Genomic DNA, 17,051 nt, shown 5'->3' with positions numbered 1-17,051 from the left:
AACATGAAGATTGTATTAGCATCCCAATCACCAAGAAGAAAAGAGTTATTGGCTCATATCGTTTCAGAATTCGAGATTGAACCTGCTGATATCGATGAAACGCCATTTCCAGACGAACAGCCCGTCGATTATGTTCGTAGAATGGCTGAAGAAAAAGCACGAACTGTCTGGGAACAAGTTGAAAAAGAAGACCATTTAGTGATTGCCAGTGACACGACTGTTGTTCTCAATCAAGAGATCATGGGTAAACCAGAAGATCTGGCTGAGGCTGAATTCATGCTGAAAAAACTAAGCGGGGAAACACATACTGTATATACAGCTGTTGTTTTAAAAACAAAGGAACGAGAAGAACGGATACTAGCAGAAGCACATGTCACTTTTTATCCTTTGACAGACGAAGAGATCAAACGCTACTTGGAGACGGGGGATTATGCGGATAAGGCAGGGGCATACGGCATCCAAAATGCTGCGAGTGTATTCGTCAAAGAAATTTCTGGAGATTATTACAGTATCGTAGGATTTCCGATTGGCGCTGTCAATCAGGCACTGAAAACATTCATTTAAACAAAAAAGCGGACTATCTGATTTTCGATTGAAAATCCATGATAGCCCGTTTTTTTTATTGAAAAGATTACTTATCTACTCTGACTAAGATTTTACTTCAGCTTTACCGACTGCTTCGCTCGGGCGAACAAGTCCTGATTGGTCAAGAGAAAGTCCTGCAACTTTTTCATTATTGGTCAAAGCAACAATAATGTCAGTTTTCTTGCCAGCTTGTTCTATTTCTGGCAAATCCATTTCAGCAATCAGGGTCTCTGGTGTGACAAGGTCTCCTTCTTTCACGAATACATTGAAAGGAACACCCTTTAGTTCAACAGTATCTAATCCCATGTGAACAAGTACTTCCAGCCCCTCATTAGAAAGAATACCAATGGCATGTTTTGTTTCAAAGACACTCGTCACTTTACCGTTTACTGGTGCATAGACTTTGCCGTTTGACGGTTCGACAGCATAACCGTCACCCATCATTTTTTGTGAGAAAACTGGGTCATTTACTTCAGTTATTTCCTTGATGGTCCCTGCAGCGACTGCGAATAATGTTTCTTTTGTTGCAACTGCCGTACCAGTTGCTGAAACAGGTTCGAAAGACTGTGGCGTTGCTGTTGCGCCATTTGCTGTTTGAAGTTGTACATCAGCAGCATTTTCAGGAACAGCAGGATCAATCTTATTCAAAATTCCCTGACGTCTAAAGATGATCGTCAAGCCAAATGGAATGATGACAGCAATGATCATTGCGATGATGAAAGGTACCCATGTTTCTGCTTGGATAGCTAGTATTCCTGGCAAACCACCTACTCCGATCGCGTTAGCTCGAACACCCATCAAGTTAGCAAACATGCCAGCTAATCCAGAGCCGACCATTGCAGCGACGAAAGGATAGACGTATTTCAAATTGATTCCGAACATAGCAGGTTCAGTTACGCCTAAGTAACAAGAAATCATTGCTGGAATCGAGATTTGTTCTTCTTTTTTATTCCCACGATGTAAGAAGATGATGGCTAAGACTGCAGAGCCTTGGGCGATATTTGATAAAGCAATCATCGGCCATAAATTCGTTGATCCGAAATCTGCAATAAGCTGCATATCGATGGCATTGGTCATATGGTGGAGACCAGTAATCACTAAAGGAGCATACAGGAATCCGAATACGGCACTAAACAACCAGCTGATAGAAGACGTCAATCCAGTATTTACGATATTTGAGATCCAGCTTCCGACTGTCCAGCCGATAGGACCTAAAATAACGTGTGCAGCTAAAACAGTTGGTAACAATGAAAACAATGGAACAAAAATCATCGAGATCGACTGAGGGATATATTTGCGGAAGAAGATTTCTAGATACGCTAACATAAACCCTGCCAGCATGGCTGGAATAACTTGCGCTTGATAACCAATCATCTGGACTTGAGCAAAACCAAAATCCCAAAATGGAATATCTGCTGCGGCTGTGGAAGCTACACTATAAGCATTTAATAATTGCGGAGAAACTAACGTAATTCCTAAAACGATTCCTAATATTTGTGTAGTACCCATCTTTTTTGCAATACTCCAAGTGATACCTACTGGAAGAAAATGGAAAATTGCTTCACCCGGTAACCACAAAAAGGCATTGACACCATTCCAAAACTTCGAGTGTTCAACGATTGTTCCACCAAGACTTTCAAACTGGATACCTTCAAGTACATTTCTGAATCCAAGGATCAATCCACCGACAATGATTGCAGGAATCAGTGGTGTAAAGATTTCTGCTAAAACGGCAATAGCACGTTGAACGGGATGAAGGTTTTGTTTTGCAGCTGCTTTTCCTTGTTCTTTGGAAACCCCTTCAACTCCAGATACTGCAACGAAGTCGTTATAAAAAGTAGAAACATCGTTTCCTATGATGACTTGGAACTGTCCTGCATTCGTGAACATCCCTTTTACGCTAGGTATATCTTCGATCGCTTTTTCGTCCGCTTTTCCTGGATCATTCAGGACAAAACGCATACGAGTCGCACAATGACTAACTGCAGTAATATTTTCTTTTCCGCCGATATCATGTAACAGCTTCTCGGCATCTGCTTGATATTTTGCCATATCAATAAACCCCTTTCTCTTAACTTGTCTATGCAAGTTGTTTCTTCATTTACTATACTTTTTTTCGGAGAAAATTGCAAGCGTTTTATTAAAAAGTACGAGAGAAAATGATATCGTTTTAAAAAGCTTAAAATAAGCTTTTCTTAAAAATAGGAACATTGAAATACAAAAAGAGCTGTAGTATAGTGAAGAAATGATGGAAGAACGAGTGAGGGAAAAAACATGAATAAGTTCAATGAAATTTTTTTAGATTTGGAACAGAAAATTTTAGCGAAAGAATATCCTCCGCATTCGCTTTTACCCAGTGAGAACCAATTGATCAAAATTTATGGTGTTTCACGAGAAACAATTAGAAAAGCGCTGAATCTTTTGACTACGGAAGGTTATATTCAAAAAAAACAAGGAAAAGGTTCGATCGTACTGGATCGGAATCGCTTCGACTTTCCTATTTCTGGATTGACTAGCTATAAAGAGCTACAGGAGACCCAACGTATTCCAAGTGAAACGATCATCCATACGTTAGAAGAAACAGAAGTGACAAAAGCATTGAACGAGATCACTGGCTGGGAGATCGGTGCGCCTGTTTGGCATTTGATACGCGAAAGAAAAATCAATGGCGAAGTAGTTATATTAGACACCGATTATCTATTAAAGGAAATCGTTCCTATTTTAACTCCAGCACAAGCACAAGGATCGATCTATGAATATTTTGAAAATGAGCTTTCTTTGACGATTGCTTACGCGCAAAAGGAGATCACAGTAGAAGAAGTAACGGAAATCATGAAAACAGCGATGGATCTTCACGATGACACTTATGCAGTAGTAGTCAGAAGCCTCGTTCATCTGGAAGATACCCGCTGTTTCGAGTATTCTGAGTCGGTTCACCGATTAGATAAATTCCGTTTCGTTGAGTTTGCCCGACGCCGAAAAGTGTAAATAGTTCAAAAGAAAGCAAATTGTTGGCATCTGTCCACTTTGGCGCTATGATAGGATCACAAAGGGGGCATTTTTAATGGATAAACCAATAAGACCAGAAAAAGAAGAACTGAAAGAAAAGTTATCACCCATGGCTTATGCAGTCACACAAGAAAATGCAACAGAACGACCATTTAGCGGGAAATATGATGATTTTTACGAAAAGGGGATCTATGTAGATATCGTCAGCGGTGAACCGTTGTTCAGCTCTGCAGAAAAATATGATGCAGGTTGTGGCTGGCCATCATTCAGCAAACCAATAACGAAAAGACAAGTGCGCGAAAAAGCCGACTTTTCTCATGGCATGCATCGAATAGAAGTTCGAAGCAAAGAAGCAGATTCTCATCTCGGACATGTGTTTACCGATGGACCAGTAGATCAAGGTGGTCTACGTTACTGCATCAATTCTGCCTCACTGAAATTCATTCCATATGAAAAGATGGATGAATTAGGTTATGGGGAATTCAAATCACTTGTAGAATAATGGAAATACACAAAGAGCGGTACAATACGGGGATTTACTCGATCGTCCGCTCTTTTTTTATTCAAGCGATTGCTATTTGAAAGAAACGCTCCCCAGACTCCTTTTTTCACAAGGTGAAATGTGCTACAATAAAGGGAACGTATGTGTGCAAAAGAAAGAGGACTAGAATATGTATGAATATCTGACAGGTGTGGTTACCTTTATCAACCCCTATTACATAGTAGTAGAAACCAATGGTATCGGCTACCAAATCGCACTAGGAAATCCTTACCGCTACAGTAGCAAACTAAATCAAAAAATAAAAATTTATGTCCATCAGGTGATACGTGAAGATGCGCATCTTCTGTATGGATTTGATTCGCTAGAAGAAAAGCAACTGTTTTTGCGATTAGTAAGTGTTTCAGGAATCGGTCCGAAAAGTGCCCTTGCAATCATGGCAAGCGAAGACCACTCCGGTTTGATTCAAGCAGTAGAATCCAGTGATGTCACTTATTTGACGAAATTTCCAGGAGTAGGGAAAAAGACAGCACAACAAATGATCTTGGATCTAAAAGGAAAATTCGGTGAGCTGAGTATCGATACACCTTTTAGTCTATTTGATGAAGCAAACACAAAAGACGCTACAGCTCTATCTGAAGCAATGGAAGCTCTCTCGGCTCTTGGTTACAGTGATCGAGAAATCAAACGTGTAGAAAAACAATTAAAAGAAGTCGATAATCAGACAACGGATGAGTATCTACGCCAAGCACTCAAGCTAATGATGAAAAAATAAGGAGGAGACCAAATGACAGATGAATACTTGTTATCACCAGAATCTGGCGAAAATGAACTGAGTTTGGAAAAATCTCTTCGACCACAGCTGCTTTCTCAATATATCGGACAGAGAAAAGTCAAACAAGAACTTCAGATTTACATCGAAGCTGCCAGAAATCGGGAAGAACCTTTAGATCATGTTCTGTTGTACGGACCTCCTGGATTAGGAAAAACGACGATGGCCATGGTCATTGCTAATGAGATGACCGTAAATATTCGTACGACGAGTGGCCCTGCTATCGAACGTCCGGGTGACTTAGTAGCAATCTTGAATGAACTGGAAGCAGGGGATGTCCTGTTTATCGATGAGATCCATCGATTACCTAGAGTGGTAGAAGAGATGCTTTATTCAGCTATGGAAGATTTCTATGTAGATATCATGGTAGGACAAGGGCCAACCGCACATCCGGTTCATTTCCCTCTTCCTCCCTTTACTTTGATTGGCGCGACGACACGGGCAGGTATGCTTTCTGCACCTTTACGAGATCGATTTGGCATCATTTCTCATATGGAATATTATGACGAACAGGATCTGCAGGAGATCGTTTTACGTTCTTCGGATATTTTTCAAACAGAGATCATTGAAGAAGGGGCATTGGAAATTGCTCGCCGATCACGAGGAACGCCTAGAATCGCTAATCGCTTGCTCAAACGGGTTCGTGATTTTGCGCAAGTCCAAGGAGACGGGAAAATCGATCGTCCTATAGCGGATCAGGCACTTACTTTGCTACAGGTCGATCAGGCTGGATTGGATTATGTTGACCAGAAATTGTTGCGAACAATGATCGAGTTATATGGCGGCGGACCAGTAGGGTTAAGTACGCTTTCAGTAAACATAGGAGAAGAGCGTGAGACGGTAGAAGATATGTATGAACCGTATCTGATCCAAAAAGGATTTTTAAAGCGTACACCTAGAGGGCGAATTGCTACTGCTTATGCCTATGAACATTTTGGTTACGACTATCATATATGATTTTTGCTTTTAGATTGGAGGAAAATGAATGAGTGATACAACACGTACGAAACAATTGATCAAAAACGTATTGATTGATTTGTGCCAAACGCAATCTTTTCGAAAAATCAGCGTCCAAAAAATCGCAAATGAAGCAAAAATCAATCGACAAACATTTTATTATCATTTTACAGATAAATACGATTTGCTTCGTTGGGTCTATTGTGAGGATGCATTGCATTATTTAGATCCACAATGTCTTTCACTTGATAATTGGGAAGAGCAAGCATTGAAAATGCTGAAAGCAATTGCTGAGAAGAAAGAATTTTATGCAAATACTGTGCTTTCTGACCCAGAAATTTTACAAAAAGAGTTTTCTCAACTGATCCAAAAATCATTTATCAAGATTTTTGAACAAATGGATGAAGAAAGACAACTTTCTGCAAGAGACAAACTATTTTATGCTCGTTTTTTTTCTTACGGTTGCAGTGGTGTATTAGTCAATTGGATCACGAATGAATATGAAGAAACACCGATGGAAATCGCTATGCAGCTTTTCCGTTTAGCCAAGGATACGGAATTATATTCTTATCGTCTTTATGCAAAAGAAGAGTTGGAAGAACAGTAATAGAAAAATTTTTTGTTGGAAAAGCAATGATCGCTAAAAGGAGATGGGGAAATGACAAAAATTTTATTTGTTTGTTTGGGAAATATTTGCCGTTCACCGATGGCAGAAGGCTTGCTGAGAAAACGAATAGCATTAGAAGGAAGGGAAGCAGAATTTTTTGTGGATTCTGCTGCTACAAGCACGTATGAAGTTGGAAAGACACCGCACCCTGGAACGAAAAAAATATTAAACCAAGAAAAAGTAGATATGACGAATATGGTTGCTCGGCAAATCACACCCCACGATTTTGAAACTTTTGATTGGATCATTGGCATGGATCAAGAAAATGTAGAAGAACTGAAACGAAGAGCACCACGCTCAGCGCAGGGGAAAATCCATTTGTTTTTAAGTAGCATTCCTGGAAAAGAAAAAGAAAATGTTCCCGACCCATACTATACCAATAACTTTGATGAGACATATCACTTGATCACAGAAGGCCTGGATCATTGGTGGAATATTTGGATTGACGGAAATAAAATAACAAACAATTTGTAAAGTTAACGTTTTCTTTTTAAGGCGATGTTAGAGCATTTCCTTGTTTTTTTGTAAAATGTTAGGTAAAATAAAATTAATTAAGTAACACTTTCTTAGCTAAAGGAGGAGTGCATTCGATGAACGAAGAGACAGTATCACCAATGAAGAAGCTTACGAAGTTAGTTACTCATACCTCGTATCAACTTTTTGATTCTTTTGTAAATGACACTGAAGAACATGCTAAGAATGTACGATTGCAAGGAAAGTTTATTCTTGAGCTGCAAAAAGCTGCGACTGAACATAGTTTAGTTATCTTACAAGTAAGAGCGAATCGTTTGAGTAGCAAGTATGAAACAATCTCAGGTTGGGTGGCGACAAAAACGGTCGAAAAAGACCGAGTAATGATCCGCCTACAAAACGAAGAGCAGCAGATCCGCATGGTTCCCGTAGAACAAATTGAAAAAATAACAATCCTTTCACCAGCAGGGGAACAGGAACGTTTATCAAAATAATTTATACCAGATAGAAAAGCACGTATGAGCTTGTACCATCCATCATTACTAATCAAAAATAACCGAATGCTTTAAGCTGATATCAGTAAAACGGAACGTTTTAGGATGAGTATCACAGCATGACAGCATTGGGTTGATTAGTTGAATCGATTGGATGGTACAAGTTTTTTTGATAAAAAAAGGTCCTGCTAGCCGGGGAGCTAGCAGGATAAGGAGTTAAAAATGAAAAAGTGTTGTTAGGGTTGTTTGTTGGTATGCTTATATAATAGTCACTAGTTGTGAATATTTTGTGACGAAAGTTTTCGAAAGTTGTTAAGTTTTTTTGCGAAAACTATTTTTATATCATATATATGTCTAAAATCTATATTATAAAAGAAATGTTGTTCGATCAGCTACTCTTCGGTATTAGTTCAAAACAAAACGGCAAAGTATATGGAGCTACTTTGCCGTTTTGTTTCTCTAATACTCAGGTCAGTTTATAGACGCTCAATAAACGGTGTTCAAAAGCCAGTTTCTCGGTATTAAGTCAAATTTATGCAAAAATGTGAGAAGCCATTTTCACAAAATATTTCTTAATACTCGAAACTAAGCGGCTTTTTCACGACCTCTCAATAAACGGTGTTCAAAAGTCAGTTTCTCGGTATTAAGTCAAATTTATGCAAAAATGTGAGAAGCCATTTTCACAAAATATTTCTTAATACTCGAAACTAAGCGGCTTTTTCACGACCTCTCAATAAACAGTGTTCAAGAGACAGCCTATCGGCAATAAGGCACAATTTTGTAAAATATGAGAAGCTATTTTTCAAAATTACTTTTTATTGCTCAAGGCTGAACGTCTCTTTCACAACCTCTTTTATCAATCTGCTACTTCTTCTTTCTTAGCGAAACTCCAAATCAGTCCGATAACAAAACCGATAACTGCTGGTACGATCCACCCCATCCCCAATTTGAAAAACGGCAAGTAGCTTTCCGCAACATGTAAAAGATTTTGAACAATAGGTGTTTGTTTGATAGTTTCTGGGCAAGCGTTCAACCCATCAAAAATCGAAGCAATCAATGTAAAATAAGTAGTCATTCGATAAACAGCCGTACGCTGCTTAAACAAAGGACCAACTAACACTAGTAAAATCAGTGTCATTGCTAATGGATAGATGAACATCAAAACAGGCAACGAAAATTGAATGATATTCGTCAAGCCTACGTTTGCCGCTAAACAAGGAAGGATACTAGCAAGTGCAACAAAGAATGCGTAATTTCTTTGTGGAAACAAATCTGTGAATGTTTCTGCAAAAGCTGTAATCAAACCAATACCGGTCTTCAAACAAGCTAATATAACGATAAATGCTAATAAGATACTGCCATAAGTACCTAAATAATGATCAGCAATCTGAGCCAGCGTGATCCCGCCATTTTCACTTAGAGCAAAGCTACCTAAGCTCATAGCACCTAAATAAGCGAGCAAAGTATAAATGATTCCCATCAATATAATGCTGATCGCACCAGATTTGATCGTGTCTTTAGCGATTTCAGCAGGTTTTGTTACACCCATGTTTTGGATCGTCGTAACGATGATGATCCCAAATGCTAAAGCAGCAAGCGCATCTAATGTGTTATATCCTTGAGTAAATCCTGTGAAAAAAGCATGGTCTTGGTAATTTGGCTGAATAGGCGCTTGATCGACAGAGCCTAATGGATTCAAAAAAGCAAGGAGAAGCAAAGCACCTAATAAAACCAAAAATGCAGGATTCAGGAACTTTCCAACATAATCTAATATCTTTGTCGGTTTTCTTGAAAACCACCAAGCCAGCACAAAAAATACAATACTGAAAATTGCTAGATATAGCGTCTGTCTGCTAGGATCGATAAATGGTGCTAAACCAATCTCGAAAGATGTGGTTGCAAGGCGAGGTAAAGCAAAAAACGGTCCGATAACTAAGTAAAGCAAGATGGTAAAAACCATCGCATATGTTTGATTTATCCGTTTTGCTAATTCATATACACCTGAGCTTTTCGATACACCAATGGCAATCACCCCTAAGAAGGGAAGACCGATACCGGTAACCAAGAAACCTAGATTCGCCCAAAAGGTAGCAGCGCCTGCTTCTTGACCCAAATGAACGGGAAAGATAAGATTTCCAGCACCAAAAAATAGACCGAAAAGCATGGAGCCTATAAAAAGATAGTCTTTAAATGATAATTTTTTTGTCATACATAACTCCTTTACGGTTTTTTTAAAAGTAACAAAATTTCGAAAAATATGCAACAATTTTCAGAAAATTCCCTATATAAAACGATGGTTATTTAATAACGTAAGTGATAAAATAAAAGCGCTGAATCATCTGAGGAGGAATCATCGTGACAAAGTCGAGATTAGAAGCATTTACTGATGGAGTGGTAGCCATTGTTTTGACAGTTCTTGTATTAGAGATCAAGATCCCTAATCCATCTAGCTTTCATTCTTTATGGGTCATCCGAAATACATTATTAGCTTATACCATCAGCTTTATATTTGTTGCGGTGATCTGGGTGAACCATCATCGTATATTTCAGATGGCAGAACGAATTAATTACCGAGTGGTCTGGTCGAATATCTTTTGGCTCTTCTGGCTGACTTTATGTCCTTTTGTTACTAGTTGGGTCGGGCGTAACCCTGAAGCTTTTTGGCCTGAGATGGCTTATGTCTTAGTATATACGATGTGGAGTTTTTCTTTTGGTATCTTGATGAGGCAAATCATGAAAGCAAATAAACCAGATTCCCATGTCGTGAGAGTTTTGTCAAAGGACCGTCGAAGTCTTATCTCCATGATGATTAACTTATGCTTGATTGCCGGTGTCTTTTTTGTACCGTTGATCGGGTTATTCGGACGTTTTTTTGTATCTGGTATTTGGATTTTTTCCTATAAAAAAGCAGATGCCTATTATCAGCGGTTGTTTCCGGGGAAATAGAAAAGAGGCTGGGACAGAAGCTTTTAACTCTAAGAAATAAGAAGAAATTCACAAAAATTTAAGAAGCAATTTTCGTAAATTCCTTCTTATTTCTCGAAGCTGACCACTTCTGTCACAACTACTTTTTTACTTCTTACGTTCATATTTCATATGATAGATCAGTAATAGAAGCAAGAACCACACAGGTGTTAGTAATAAAGCGATTCTCGTATCTTTTCCTAGGAACAAGACGACACACACAAAGGCCATGTAAAGAAATACCAGATAATTACTAAATGGGTACAACGGCATTTTAAATGAATGAGCTTTTTTGCCGAGGATACTTTTACGATATTTCATGTGCGTGTAGACAAGCATACTCCAGATAAACAAGAAACAAGTAGTGGCAATACTGCTTACTAGTGTGAATACTTCACTAGGCATCACGTAATTCAAGATAACAGAAATGAAAATGACGATAGTAGAAAATGTCAAAGCATTCCCTGGCACATGATGTGTTGTTAACTTTTTGAATTTTTTAGGGGCACTGCCTTCTTGCGCTAAAGAACGAAGCATACGTCCTGTACTATATATTGCACTGTTGCAGGCAGAAGCTGCTGCACTTAATACGACTAAATTGATCAAGGAAGCAGCAATCGTGATCCCAATTTCCGAAAATACTTCTACAAATGGACTGTTATCTGGATTCAAGCTGTTCCATGGATAGATTGCCATAATGACAAAAAGAGATCCTAAGTAAAATAAGATGATCCTGATAGGAATATTATTGATAGCTTCCGGCAACACTTTTTCAGGATTTTCTGTTTCTCCAGCGACTAATCCAACTAATTCTATCCCAGCAAAAGCAAAGGTTACCATTTGGAAAGCTAAGATAAATCCTTTTGCACCAGTTGGAAAGAATCCGCCATGAGACCATAGATTCGTGATACTGGCTGTGCCAATATCTGTCGTATAGTGGGTGAGGATCATATAAGCTCCTACGAGGATAAAGGCAATGATCGCTACAACTTTGATCAATGCAAACCAAAACTCTAACTCACCAAACAATGAGACAGCCACCATATTCAAGCAAAGAAGAAGACCTAATGCAATCAGTTCAGGAAGCCACTGAGGAACACCAGGCGCCCAGTAGCGTACATACATTCCGATGGCTGTTAAATCGGCCATTGCAATCGATACCCAGCAGAACCAATACGTCCAGCCAGTGATGAAAGCCGCTTTTTTGCCAAGATATTCTGCAACAAAATCCAGAAAAGAATGGTTATTGGTGTTTGATAACAGAAGTTCGCCTAACGCACGCATAATGAAAAAACAGATGCATCCAGTAATAAGATAGGCGAGCAATATCGAAGGGCCAGCTAGCTGGATAGACTTTCCGGAACCTAAAAACAGCCCCGTTCCAATCGCTCCGCCAATAGAAATCAGTTGGACATGTCTATTTTTCAGTCCACGCTGCAGTTCTTGCTCTTCATTCATTTTTAAATCATCCTAACTAAAAAAGTTTAATTACTTCCATATTAAGAGAGTTTTCTGAAAAACACAACTAAGATTCCAAAATTTTCAGAAATTTACCTTTTATGAGTAAGTCATAAAAAAGAACTGCGGTAAATACCGCAGCTCCCTGTCCCAATCAGCTATTGATCCTAAGCATTTAAAATACGTGAAAGGAACTCTTTTGTACGTTCTTCTTTCGGATGGACAAAGATATCTTCTGGTGTACCTTCTTCTGCAATCACACCTTTATCCATAAAAATGACACGGTCAGATACATCTTTTGCAAATTCCATCTCATGCGTCACGATAAGCATTGTCAAGCCAGTATGTGCTAAGTCTTTGATCGTATTAAGCACTTCGCCAACCATTTCAGGGTCTAACGCCGAAGTAGGTTCGTCGAATAGCAATACATCTGGATTCATCGATAACGCCCGAGCAATTGCGACACGCTGTTTCTGTCCACCAGATAATTGTGCTGGTTTGGCTTCGATATAACGATCCATACCAACTTTTTCCAGATTTTCAATTGCTACTTTTTTAGCAGTTTCTTTATCACGTTTCAGGACAGTTGTTTGACCAGACATACAGTTTTCCAAGACGTTCATATTGTTGAACAGGTTGAAGGATTGGAAAACCATACCTAGATTCGTTCGATATTTAGGTAAATTATATTTAGGAGCTAATACATTTTCTCCATTATAAATGATCTCGCCGCCTGTTGGTTTTTCCAGTAAATTGATACAGCGCAAGAAAGTAGATTTACCAGAACCGGAAGAACCGATGATCGTCACAACTTCACCTTTGTTGACTGTCACGCTGATATCTTTCAATACTTCATTTTCACCGAAGCTTTTTCTTAGATGGTTGATTTCAATAATTTTTTCATTCATGATTCTTCCTCCTTATTCCTGCAAATTTGAATTGTCGATTTCTTCAAGCTTGGTATAAGCTGAAGGACCATCGATTTTCTTTTCTACCGCCCGCAGGATTCTGGTGATCGTAAAGGTCATGACTAAGTAGATGATCCCGACGATCGTAAATGTTTGGAAGAATTGGAAATTCGCACCGGAAGCAGAGTTTCCTTGGAAGAACAAATCAGCTACGCCGATTACACTTAAAACTGCTGTATCTTTGATATTGATAACAAACTCATTTCCTGTTGCTGGCAAGATATTCCGTAAAACTTGTGGAATAACAACTTTTCTCATCGTTTGGCCATGGGTCATACCAATGGCTTGCGCAGCTTCGAACTGCCCTTCATCTACTGCAAAAATCCCCCCACGAACGATCTCTGTCATGTAAGCTCCAGTATTGAGAGAGACAATAAACAAAGCGGCAATTGTTCGGTTCAATGAAATGCCAAAAGCGAGTGCCAGACCGTAGAAGATGACCATTGCTTGTACCATCATCGGTGTTCCGCGGAATACTTCGACATAGATAGAAAGAAGTGCATTTCCGATTTTTTGGAAGAAGCGAGTCAGTGCATTTCCTGATTCAGGTACCGAACGGAAGACACCAATCAGTAATCCAAGTGTAGTACCGACAACTGTCCCGATCAATGCGATGAACAAGGTAAGTCCAGCACCTCGTAAGAACATATTGCCGTATTGTTTCCAAATCGTAGTGAAATCAGAAATGATGCCAGGTTTTTCTTCACTATCAGTTGCAGCAGGCTGATCTTTGACTGCTTGGTCCATAATTTTGGTTCGTTCATCGTTAGAGATGCCAGAAAGAATCTGGTTTACTTTTTGGATATCCGGGTCGCCTTTACGCATACCAACAGAAATCTGAACATCTTCCGGGTTTGTCTGGAAGCCATCTGCACCGCTGAATTCAAGCATTTCCAAGTCTTTGTTCACACTAGTTGCCGTTACACCTTCCGGACGTTCGCTGACATAACCATCGATCATTCCAGAAGCTAAAGCTGTTCTCATTGCTGAGAAATTATCCATTGCTTGTTGTTTCTGCACATCTGGTATCTGATCGATCACAGTATAGTGGAATGTATTTAACTGAGCAGTGATCTTTGCTCCAGAAAGATCTGCTAAACTTTTTGCTTTTGCATATTTGCTATCTTTTTGAACTACTACTACTAATTGTGATTCGTAATAAGGATCGGTAAAATCAATTTCTTTTCGTCGTTCAGCAGTAGGGCTCATTCCGGCGATGATCGCGTCGATCTTGCCTGATTGAAGGGCAGGAGCCAGACCATCCCATTTCGTTTGGACGATGACTAATTTTTTCCCTAAACCATCTGCTACTTTTTTAGCGATTTGAACATCATAACCGCCGGCGTAACTATTTTGGCCTTGAATTGGCAAGGCATTATTCTCATCTGTTTGTTGAGACCAGTTGAAGGGTGCATACCCAGCCTCCATACCTACGCGAAACTCATCGCTCGGTGTTTTTTCATCTGCATTTGCCAGAGATCCCACACTGAATAGTGAGAAGACAAAAGCAAATAGTACGGCAACTGAAACCATATTTTTTTTCATTTTTTTCTCCCTTTCTGATTATATGATACACGAGCGGTCTAGATGAAATGCGGTAAAGCTTTATCTGAAAAAATAAAAAGCGACCGATTTATAGATATAAAAAGGCCGCTAAAATTCCATAAGGTGATAAACCTCTCACAAAACATAGCGCAACTTAGCATCACTGCTAAGACAGTCCGCAAGCTCTTAACTTGCGTCCCAACATACACTCCAAGCAAAAAAGTGCACATTTCGGCGATCCTCCCTATTCCTGCTTCTCCATGTTTGCTTCACTCCACAGGGTTAATGATTCTCGCGACCTCTACCTCATTGATTGAGGCATCTCGTATTCAGTTATTTATACAAAAAAAGTTTACGATACTCGAGAGGCTTTGTCAATCTATAACTGCTGTTTTTTGAAAAAATACTGATAAATATAGAAATCTTTACTTTTACCGAAAAAAGAATCAAAATGTGAATCATCTATCCATTGTAAACGATAGTATAATTATACACAAAAATGTATGTAATACAATAAAAAAAGAACTAGAACAGAAAATTTCCTGTGTCCAGTTCCATCTCGATCATTTAAGCTGCCGCTTTCTTTGGCTCGCGTCCTAGGATCGCTTGCAAAAGAACAACGACGCCATAAATGGCTAATATTAGATAAATCAAACTTGAGTATTGGGTGATTCCCCAGCCCCATGTTCGATATACGGCTAATGTAATGGCTAAAACAATTGCGGCAATCACGTTGAATAAAGCAAAAGCCCAAAGATTTCCATTTTCTTTGCGTACAAGATAAAAAACAGAGAAATAAACGCTTAACGCTAACCAGGCGATACAAGCCAGAATAACGCCCCAATAAATAAAGAATGGTAACATATCGATTCACCTCACTTTTATACAGCAGTATTGTAACACGTTTTCATTCTTTTGTCAGTGAACATTGTGATAAATTACTCAAATGCCCATAACACTTTTTTATTCCCATTTTTCTGACTTTTCAACAATAAATTTGTTCGAGTATGGGCTATAATGGAAAGTGAGGTGACAAAACATGAAACAATTAACAGTAGACGAAGCAGCAAAAGAGATATTAGCTTATCAGCAAATTACATTTTTGACCGGTGCAGGGGTATCCACACCTTCTGGAGTGCCAGACTATCGATCTTTGTCAGGAATCTACCACGGGATGGAGCAGCCGGAATACTTGCTGAGTCATCAAGCAATGGTGAATGAACCGGATAAATTCTATCAATTTGTCAAAAAGATTTATCATCCTGAAGCAAAACCCAATATCATTCATTTGGAAATGGCACATCTAGCGAAAGAAAAAAATGTCTGGGTCGTTTCCCAAAACATCGACGGGTTGCACGCAAAAGCTGAAAGCCCGCAACTCGTCAATTTTCATGGAAGTTTGTATCAATGTCATTGTCGAAAATGTCAACAAACGGTAGACTGGAAAGAATATCTTCACAGCGACAAACATCAAGCATGCGGAGGACAAATACGCCCAGACATCGTGTTATATGGTGAAGGGTTTCAAGATGGAGTCATGGAGCAGGCGGCTTATGCCGTCAGCCAAGCAGAGCTGATCGTCATTGTTGGAACGAGTTTTCAAGTTCATCCGTTTTGTGATCTGGTACAGTTTCGCCAGCCGTCAGCCAAAATCTTAGTAATCAATCAAACGCCTGTTTATTTAGCGGAGCCTTATACGTTTATTCAAGAAGACGGAGCGGTTGTTTTCAAAAAAATACAAGAATTAGGAGCAGATTATGACTGAATTCAAAACCGAAAAAGAAAAAATGATTGCAGGCGAGCTTTATTTTGCCAATGATCCTGAGCTGGTTGCCGACCGTATGTTTGCAAGAAGTCAAAGCCAAATCATCAACCAAGCAGAATCAGCGGAACTGCGATCCCAATTGTTGAAAGAGACTTTTGGCCGTACAGGGAAAAAAATCTATATGGAGCCAGTTATCAATTTTGATTACGGATATAATATATTTGTTGGGGAGAATTTTTATGCAAATTTCAATTGTACATTTTTAGATGTCAGCACGATTGAAATCGGTGATAACTGCATGTTCGCTCCGAATGTCCAGCTTTACACGGCAACGCATCCACTACATCCAGTGAAACGTAACAGCGGTCTGGAGTACGCAAAACCCATTAAAATCGGTAATAATGTTTGGTTAGGCGGAGGCGTTATCGTCACGCCGGGTGTCACTCTAGGGGACAACGTAGTAGTCGGCGCAGGTTCGGTTGTGACCAAATCTTTTCCCGACAATGTAGTGATTGCAGGAAATCCTGCTCGTATCATCAAGACAGTAGAGGAAGAACTAACAGAAGAGTCTCTTGAAACATTACGTCATAAGATCGATATGATCGATCGAGAGTTGGTTGCTTTATTAGAAAAAAGAATGGATACGGTAACTAAAATAGGACAAGTGAAAAAAGAAGAAAACCAAGCAGTTTATGATGCAAAAAGAGAGCATCAAGTATTGGATAAAGTTGCTAGTTTGCTGAAAAATAAGGGATATAAGGAAACAATAACAGACACGTATGTTGATTTGATGAAACACTCGCGCGAATACCAAAACAAAATGAAGGAGGAGTAAGT

17 protein-coding genes and 1 riboswitch are annotated in these 17,051 nt (G+C 39.2%); of the genes, 11 read left to right on the top strand and 6 right to left on the bottom strand.

The window, feature by feature from the left end; all coding sequences use genetic code 11:
• Positions 1–3 precede the first annotated feature (3 nt).
• Complete coding sequence (locus tag OS138_RS03390; RefSeq protein ID WP_002307359.1) at positions 4–564, top strand: Maf family protein; 561 nt, start codon at positions 4–6, stop codon at positions 562–564.
• A gap of 84 nt (positions 565–648) precedes the next feature.
• Here the strand turns inward: OS138_RS03390 and treP are convergent, their stop codons facing one another.
• Positions 649–2,637 carry a PTS system trehalose-specific EIIBC component gene (gene treP, locus OS138_RS03385; RefSeq protein ID WP_325069716.1) on the bottom strand — a complete coding sequence of 663 codons (1,989 nt, stop codon included), beginning with the start codon at positions 2,635–2,637 and terminating at the stop codon, positions 649–651.
• Between the two features lie 222 nt (positions 2,638–2,859).
• On the opposite strand from treP, the gene treR reads away from it, so the two are divergent.
• From treR to OS138_RS03350, 7 genes are all read left to right on the top strand, one after another.
• Positions 2,860–3,573, top strand: a complete 714-nt coding sequence (gene treR, locus OS138_RS03380) for a trehalose operon repressor (protein WP_002294254.1) — start codon at positions 2,860–2,862, stop codon at positions 3,571–3,573.
• A 76-nt stretch (positions 3,574–3,649) separates the two neighbouring features.
• A complete protein-coding gene (msrB, locus tag OS138_RS03375; RefSeq protein ID WP_002294252.1) occupies positions 3,650–4,096 on the top strand; it encodes a peptide-methionine (R)-S-oxide reductase MsrB in 447 nt (148 codons plus the stop codon).
• A 169-nt stretch (positions 4,097–4,265) separates the two neighbouring features.
• A complete protein-coding gene (ruvA, locus tag OS138_RS03370) occupies positions 4,266–4,868 on the top strand; it encodes a Holliday junction branch migration protein RuvA (protein WP_002290528.1) in 603 nt (200 codons plus the stop codon).
• A 12-nt stretch (positions 4,869–4,880) separates the two neighbouring features.
• A complete protein-coding gene (gene ruvB, locus OS138_RS03365; protein WP_002289812.1) occupies positions 4,881–5,882 on the top strand; it encodes a Holliday junction branch migration DNA helicase RuvB in 1,002 nt (333 codons plus the stop codon).
• A 28-nt stretch (positions 5,883–5,910) separates the two neighbouring features.
• Positions 5,911–6,489 carry a TetR/AcrR family transcriptional regulator gene (locus OS138_RS03360; protein ID WP_002289813.1) on the top strand — a complete coding sequence of 193 codons (579 nt, stop codon included), beginning with the start codon at positions 5,911–5,913 and terminating at the stop codon, positions 6,487–6,489.
• A gap of 51 nt (positions 6,490–6,540) precedes the next feature.
• Positions 6,541–7,023, top strand: a complete 483-nt coding sequence (locus OS138_RS03355; protein WP_002307364.1) for a low molecular weight protein-tyrosine-phosphatase — start codon at positions 6,541–6,543, stop codon at positions 7,021–7,023.
• Positions 7,024–7,139: 116 nt separating this feature from the next.
• Positions 7,140–7,514: a hypothetical protein gene (locus tag OS138_RS03350; protein ID WP_002289815.1), complete on the top strand. Its 375-nt coding sequence runs from the start codon at positions 7,140–7,142 to the stop codon at positions 7,512–7,514.
• An 856-nt stretch (positions 7,515–8,370) separates the two neighbouring features.
• On the opposite strand, the gene brnQ is transcribed toward OS138_RS03350, so the two are convergent.
• Positions 8,371–9,723, bottom strand: a complete 1,353-nt coding sequence (brnQ, locus tag OS138_RS03345) for a branched-chain amino acid transport system II carrier protein (protein WP_087626232.1) — start codon at positions 9,721–9,723, stop codon at positions 8,371–8,373.
• A gap of 146 nt (positions 9,724–9,869) precedes the next feature.
• On the opposite strand from brnQ, the gene OS138_RS03340 reads away from it, so the two are divergent.
• Entirely contained in the window at positions 9,870–10,460 is a 591-nt protein-coding gene (locus OS138_RS03340) for a TMEM175 family protein (RefSeq protein WP_325069714.1), read from the top strand.
• Between the two features lie 126 nt (positions 10,461–10,586).
• On the opposite strand, the gene OS138_RS03335 is transcribed toward OS138_RS03340, so the two are convergent.
• The 4 genes from OS138_RS03335 to OS138_RS03320 form a co-directional block, all read right to left on the bottom strand.
• Positions 10,587–11,936 (bottom strand): amino acid permease, encoded by a 1,350-nt coding sequence (locus OS138_RS03335; protein WP_002294242.1) that lies wholly within the window; start codon positions 11,934–11,936, stop codon positions 10,587–10,589.
• A 167-nt stretch (positions 11,937–12,103) separates the two neighbouring features.
• The gene (locus OS138_RS03330; protein WP_002317066.1) at positions 12,104–12,844 is read right to left on the bottom strand and encodes an amino acid ABC transporter ATP-binding protein; all 741 of its coding nucleotides are present in this window, start codon (positions 12,842–12,844) and stop codon (positions 12,104–12,106) included.
• Between the two features lie 12 nt (positions 12,845–12,856).
• Positions 12,857–14,449 carry an ABC transporter permease subunit gene (locus OS138_RS03325; protein WP_002297081.1) on the bottom strand — a complete coding sequence of 531 codons (1,593 nt, stop codon included), beginning with the start codon at positions 14,447–14,449 and terminating at the stop codon, positions 12,857–12,859.
• Between the two features lie 137 nt (positions 14,450–14,586).
• A riboswitch (Lysine riboswitch) is annotated at positions 14,587–14,761 on the bottom strand.
• A 255-nt stretch (positions 14,762–15,016) separates the two neighbouring features.
• Positions 15,017–15,313 carry a hypothetical protein gene (locus tag OS138_RS03320; RefSeq protein ID WP_002293448.1) on the bottom strand — a complete coding sequence of 99 codons (297 nt, stop codon included), beginning with the start codon at positions 15,311–15,313 and terminating at the stop codon, positions 15,017–15,019.
• A gap of 175 nt (positions 15,314–15,488) precedes the next feature.
• Between OS138_RS03320 and OS138_RS03315 the strand changes: the two genes are divergently transcribed.
• Both OS138_RS03315 and OS138_RS03310 read left to right on the top strand, forming a co-directional pair.
• Positions 15,489–16,214 (top strand): NAD-dependent protein deacylase, encoded by a 726-nt coding sequence (locus OS138_RS03315; protein WP_114634979.1) that lies wholly within the window; start codon positions 15,489–15,491, stop codon positions 16,212–16,214.
• Entirely contained in the window at positions 16,207–17,049 is an 843-nt protein-coding gene (locus OS138_RS03310; protein WP_325069712.1) for a chorismate mutase, read from the top strand. Before OS138_RS03315 ends, OS138_RS03310 begins: the two co-directional genes overlap by 8 nt.
• Positions 17,050–17,051: the final 2 nt, after the last annotated feature.

The organism is Enterococcus sp. E5-37 (assembly GCF_035726925.1).
Classification (GTDB): Bacteria; Bacillota; Bacilli; order Lactobacillales; family Enterococcaceae; genus Enterococcus_B; species Enterococcus_B faecium.
Note: the sequence above shows the minus strand (reverse complement) of the source record. Positions and strands in the feature narration are given on the sequence as shown.

What these genes read in the sequence shown, in the direction of transcription:
- OS138_RS03390 (WP_002307359.1), top strand. Translation starts at nt 4, where the DNA reads ATGAAGATTGTATTAGCATCCCAATCACCAAGAAGAAAAGAGTTATTG.
- treP (WP_325069716.1), bottom strand. Translation starts at nt 2,637, where the DNA reads ATGGCAAAATATCAAGCAGATGCCGAGAAGCTGTTACATGATATCGGC.
- treR (WP_002294254.1), top strand. Translation starts at nt 2,860, where the DNA reads ATGAATAAGTTCAATGAAATTTTTTTAGATTTGGAACAGAAAATTTTA.
- msrB (WP_002294252.1), top strand. Translation starts at nt 3,650, where the DNA reads ATGGATAAACCAATAAGACCAGAAAAAGAAGAACTGAAAGAAAAGTTA.
- ruvA (WP_002290528.1), top strand. Translation starts at nt 4,266, where the DNA reads ATGTATGAATATCTGACAGGTGTGGTTACCTTTATCAACCCCTATTAC.
- ruvB (WP_002289812.1), top strand. Translation starts at nt 4,881, where the DNA reads ATGACAGATGAATACTTGTTATCACCAGAATCTGGCGAAAATGAACTG.
- OS138_RS03360 (WP_002289813.1), top strand. Translation starts at nt 5,911, where the DNA reads ATGAGTGATACAACACGTACGAAACAATTGATCAAAAACGTATTGATT.
- OS138_RS03355 (WP_002307364.1), top strand. Translation starts at nt 6,541, where the DNA reads ATGACAAAAATTTTATTTGTTTGTTTGGGAAATATTTGCCGTTCACCG.
- OS138_RS03350 (WP_002289815.1), top strand. Translation starts at nt 7,140, where the DNA reads ATGAACGAAGAGACAGTATCACCAATGAAGAAGCTTACGAAGTTAGTT.
- brnQ (WP_087626232.1), bottom strand. Translation starts at nt 9,723, where the DNA reads ATGACAAAAAAATTATCATTTAAAGACTATCTTTTTATAGGCTCCATG.
- OS138_RS03335 (WP_002294242.1), bottom strand. Translation starts at nt 11,936, where the DNA reads ATGAATGAAGAGCAAGAACTGCAGCGTGGACTGAAAAATAGACATGTC.
- OS138_RS03330 (WP_002317066.1), bottom strand. Translation starts at nt 12,844, where the DNA reads ATGAATGAAAAAATTATTGAAATCAACCATCTAAGAAAAAGCTTCGGT.
- OS138_RS03325 (WP_002297081.1), bottom strand. Translation starts at nt 14,449, where the DNA reads ATGAAAAAAAATATGGTTTCAGTTGCCGTACTATTTGCTTTTGTCTTC.
- OS138_RS03320 (WP_002293448.1), bottom strand. Translation starts at nt 15,313, where the DNA reads ATGTTACCATTCTTTATTTATTGGGGCGTTATTCTGGCTTGTATCGCC.
- OS138_RS03315 (WP_114634979.1), top strand. Translation starts at nt 15,489, where the DNA reads ATGAAACAATTAACAGTAGACGAAGCAGCAAAAGAGATATTAGCTTAT.
- OS138_RS03310 (WP_325069712.1), top strand. Translation starts at nt 16,207, where the DNA reads ATGACTGAATTCAAAACCGAAAAAGAAAAAATGATTGCAGGCGAGCTT.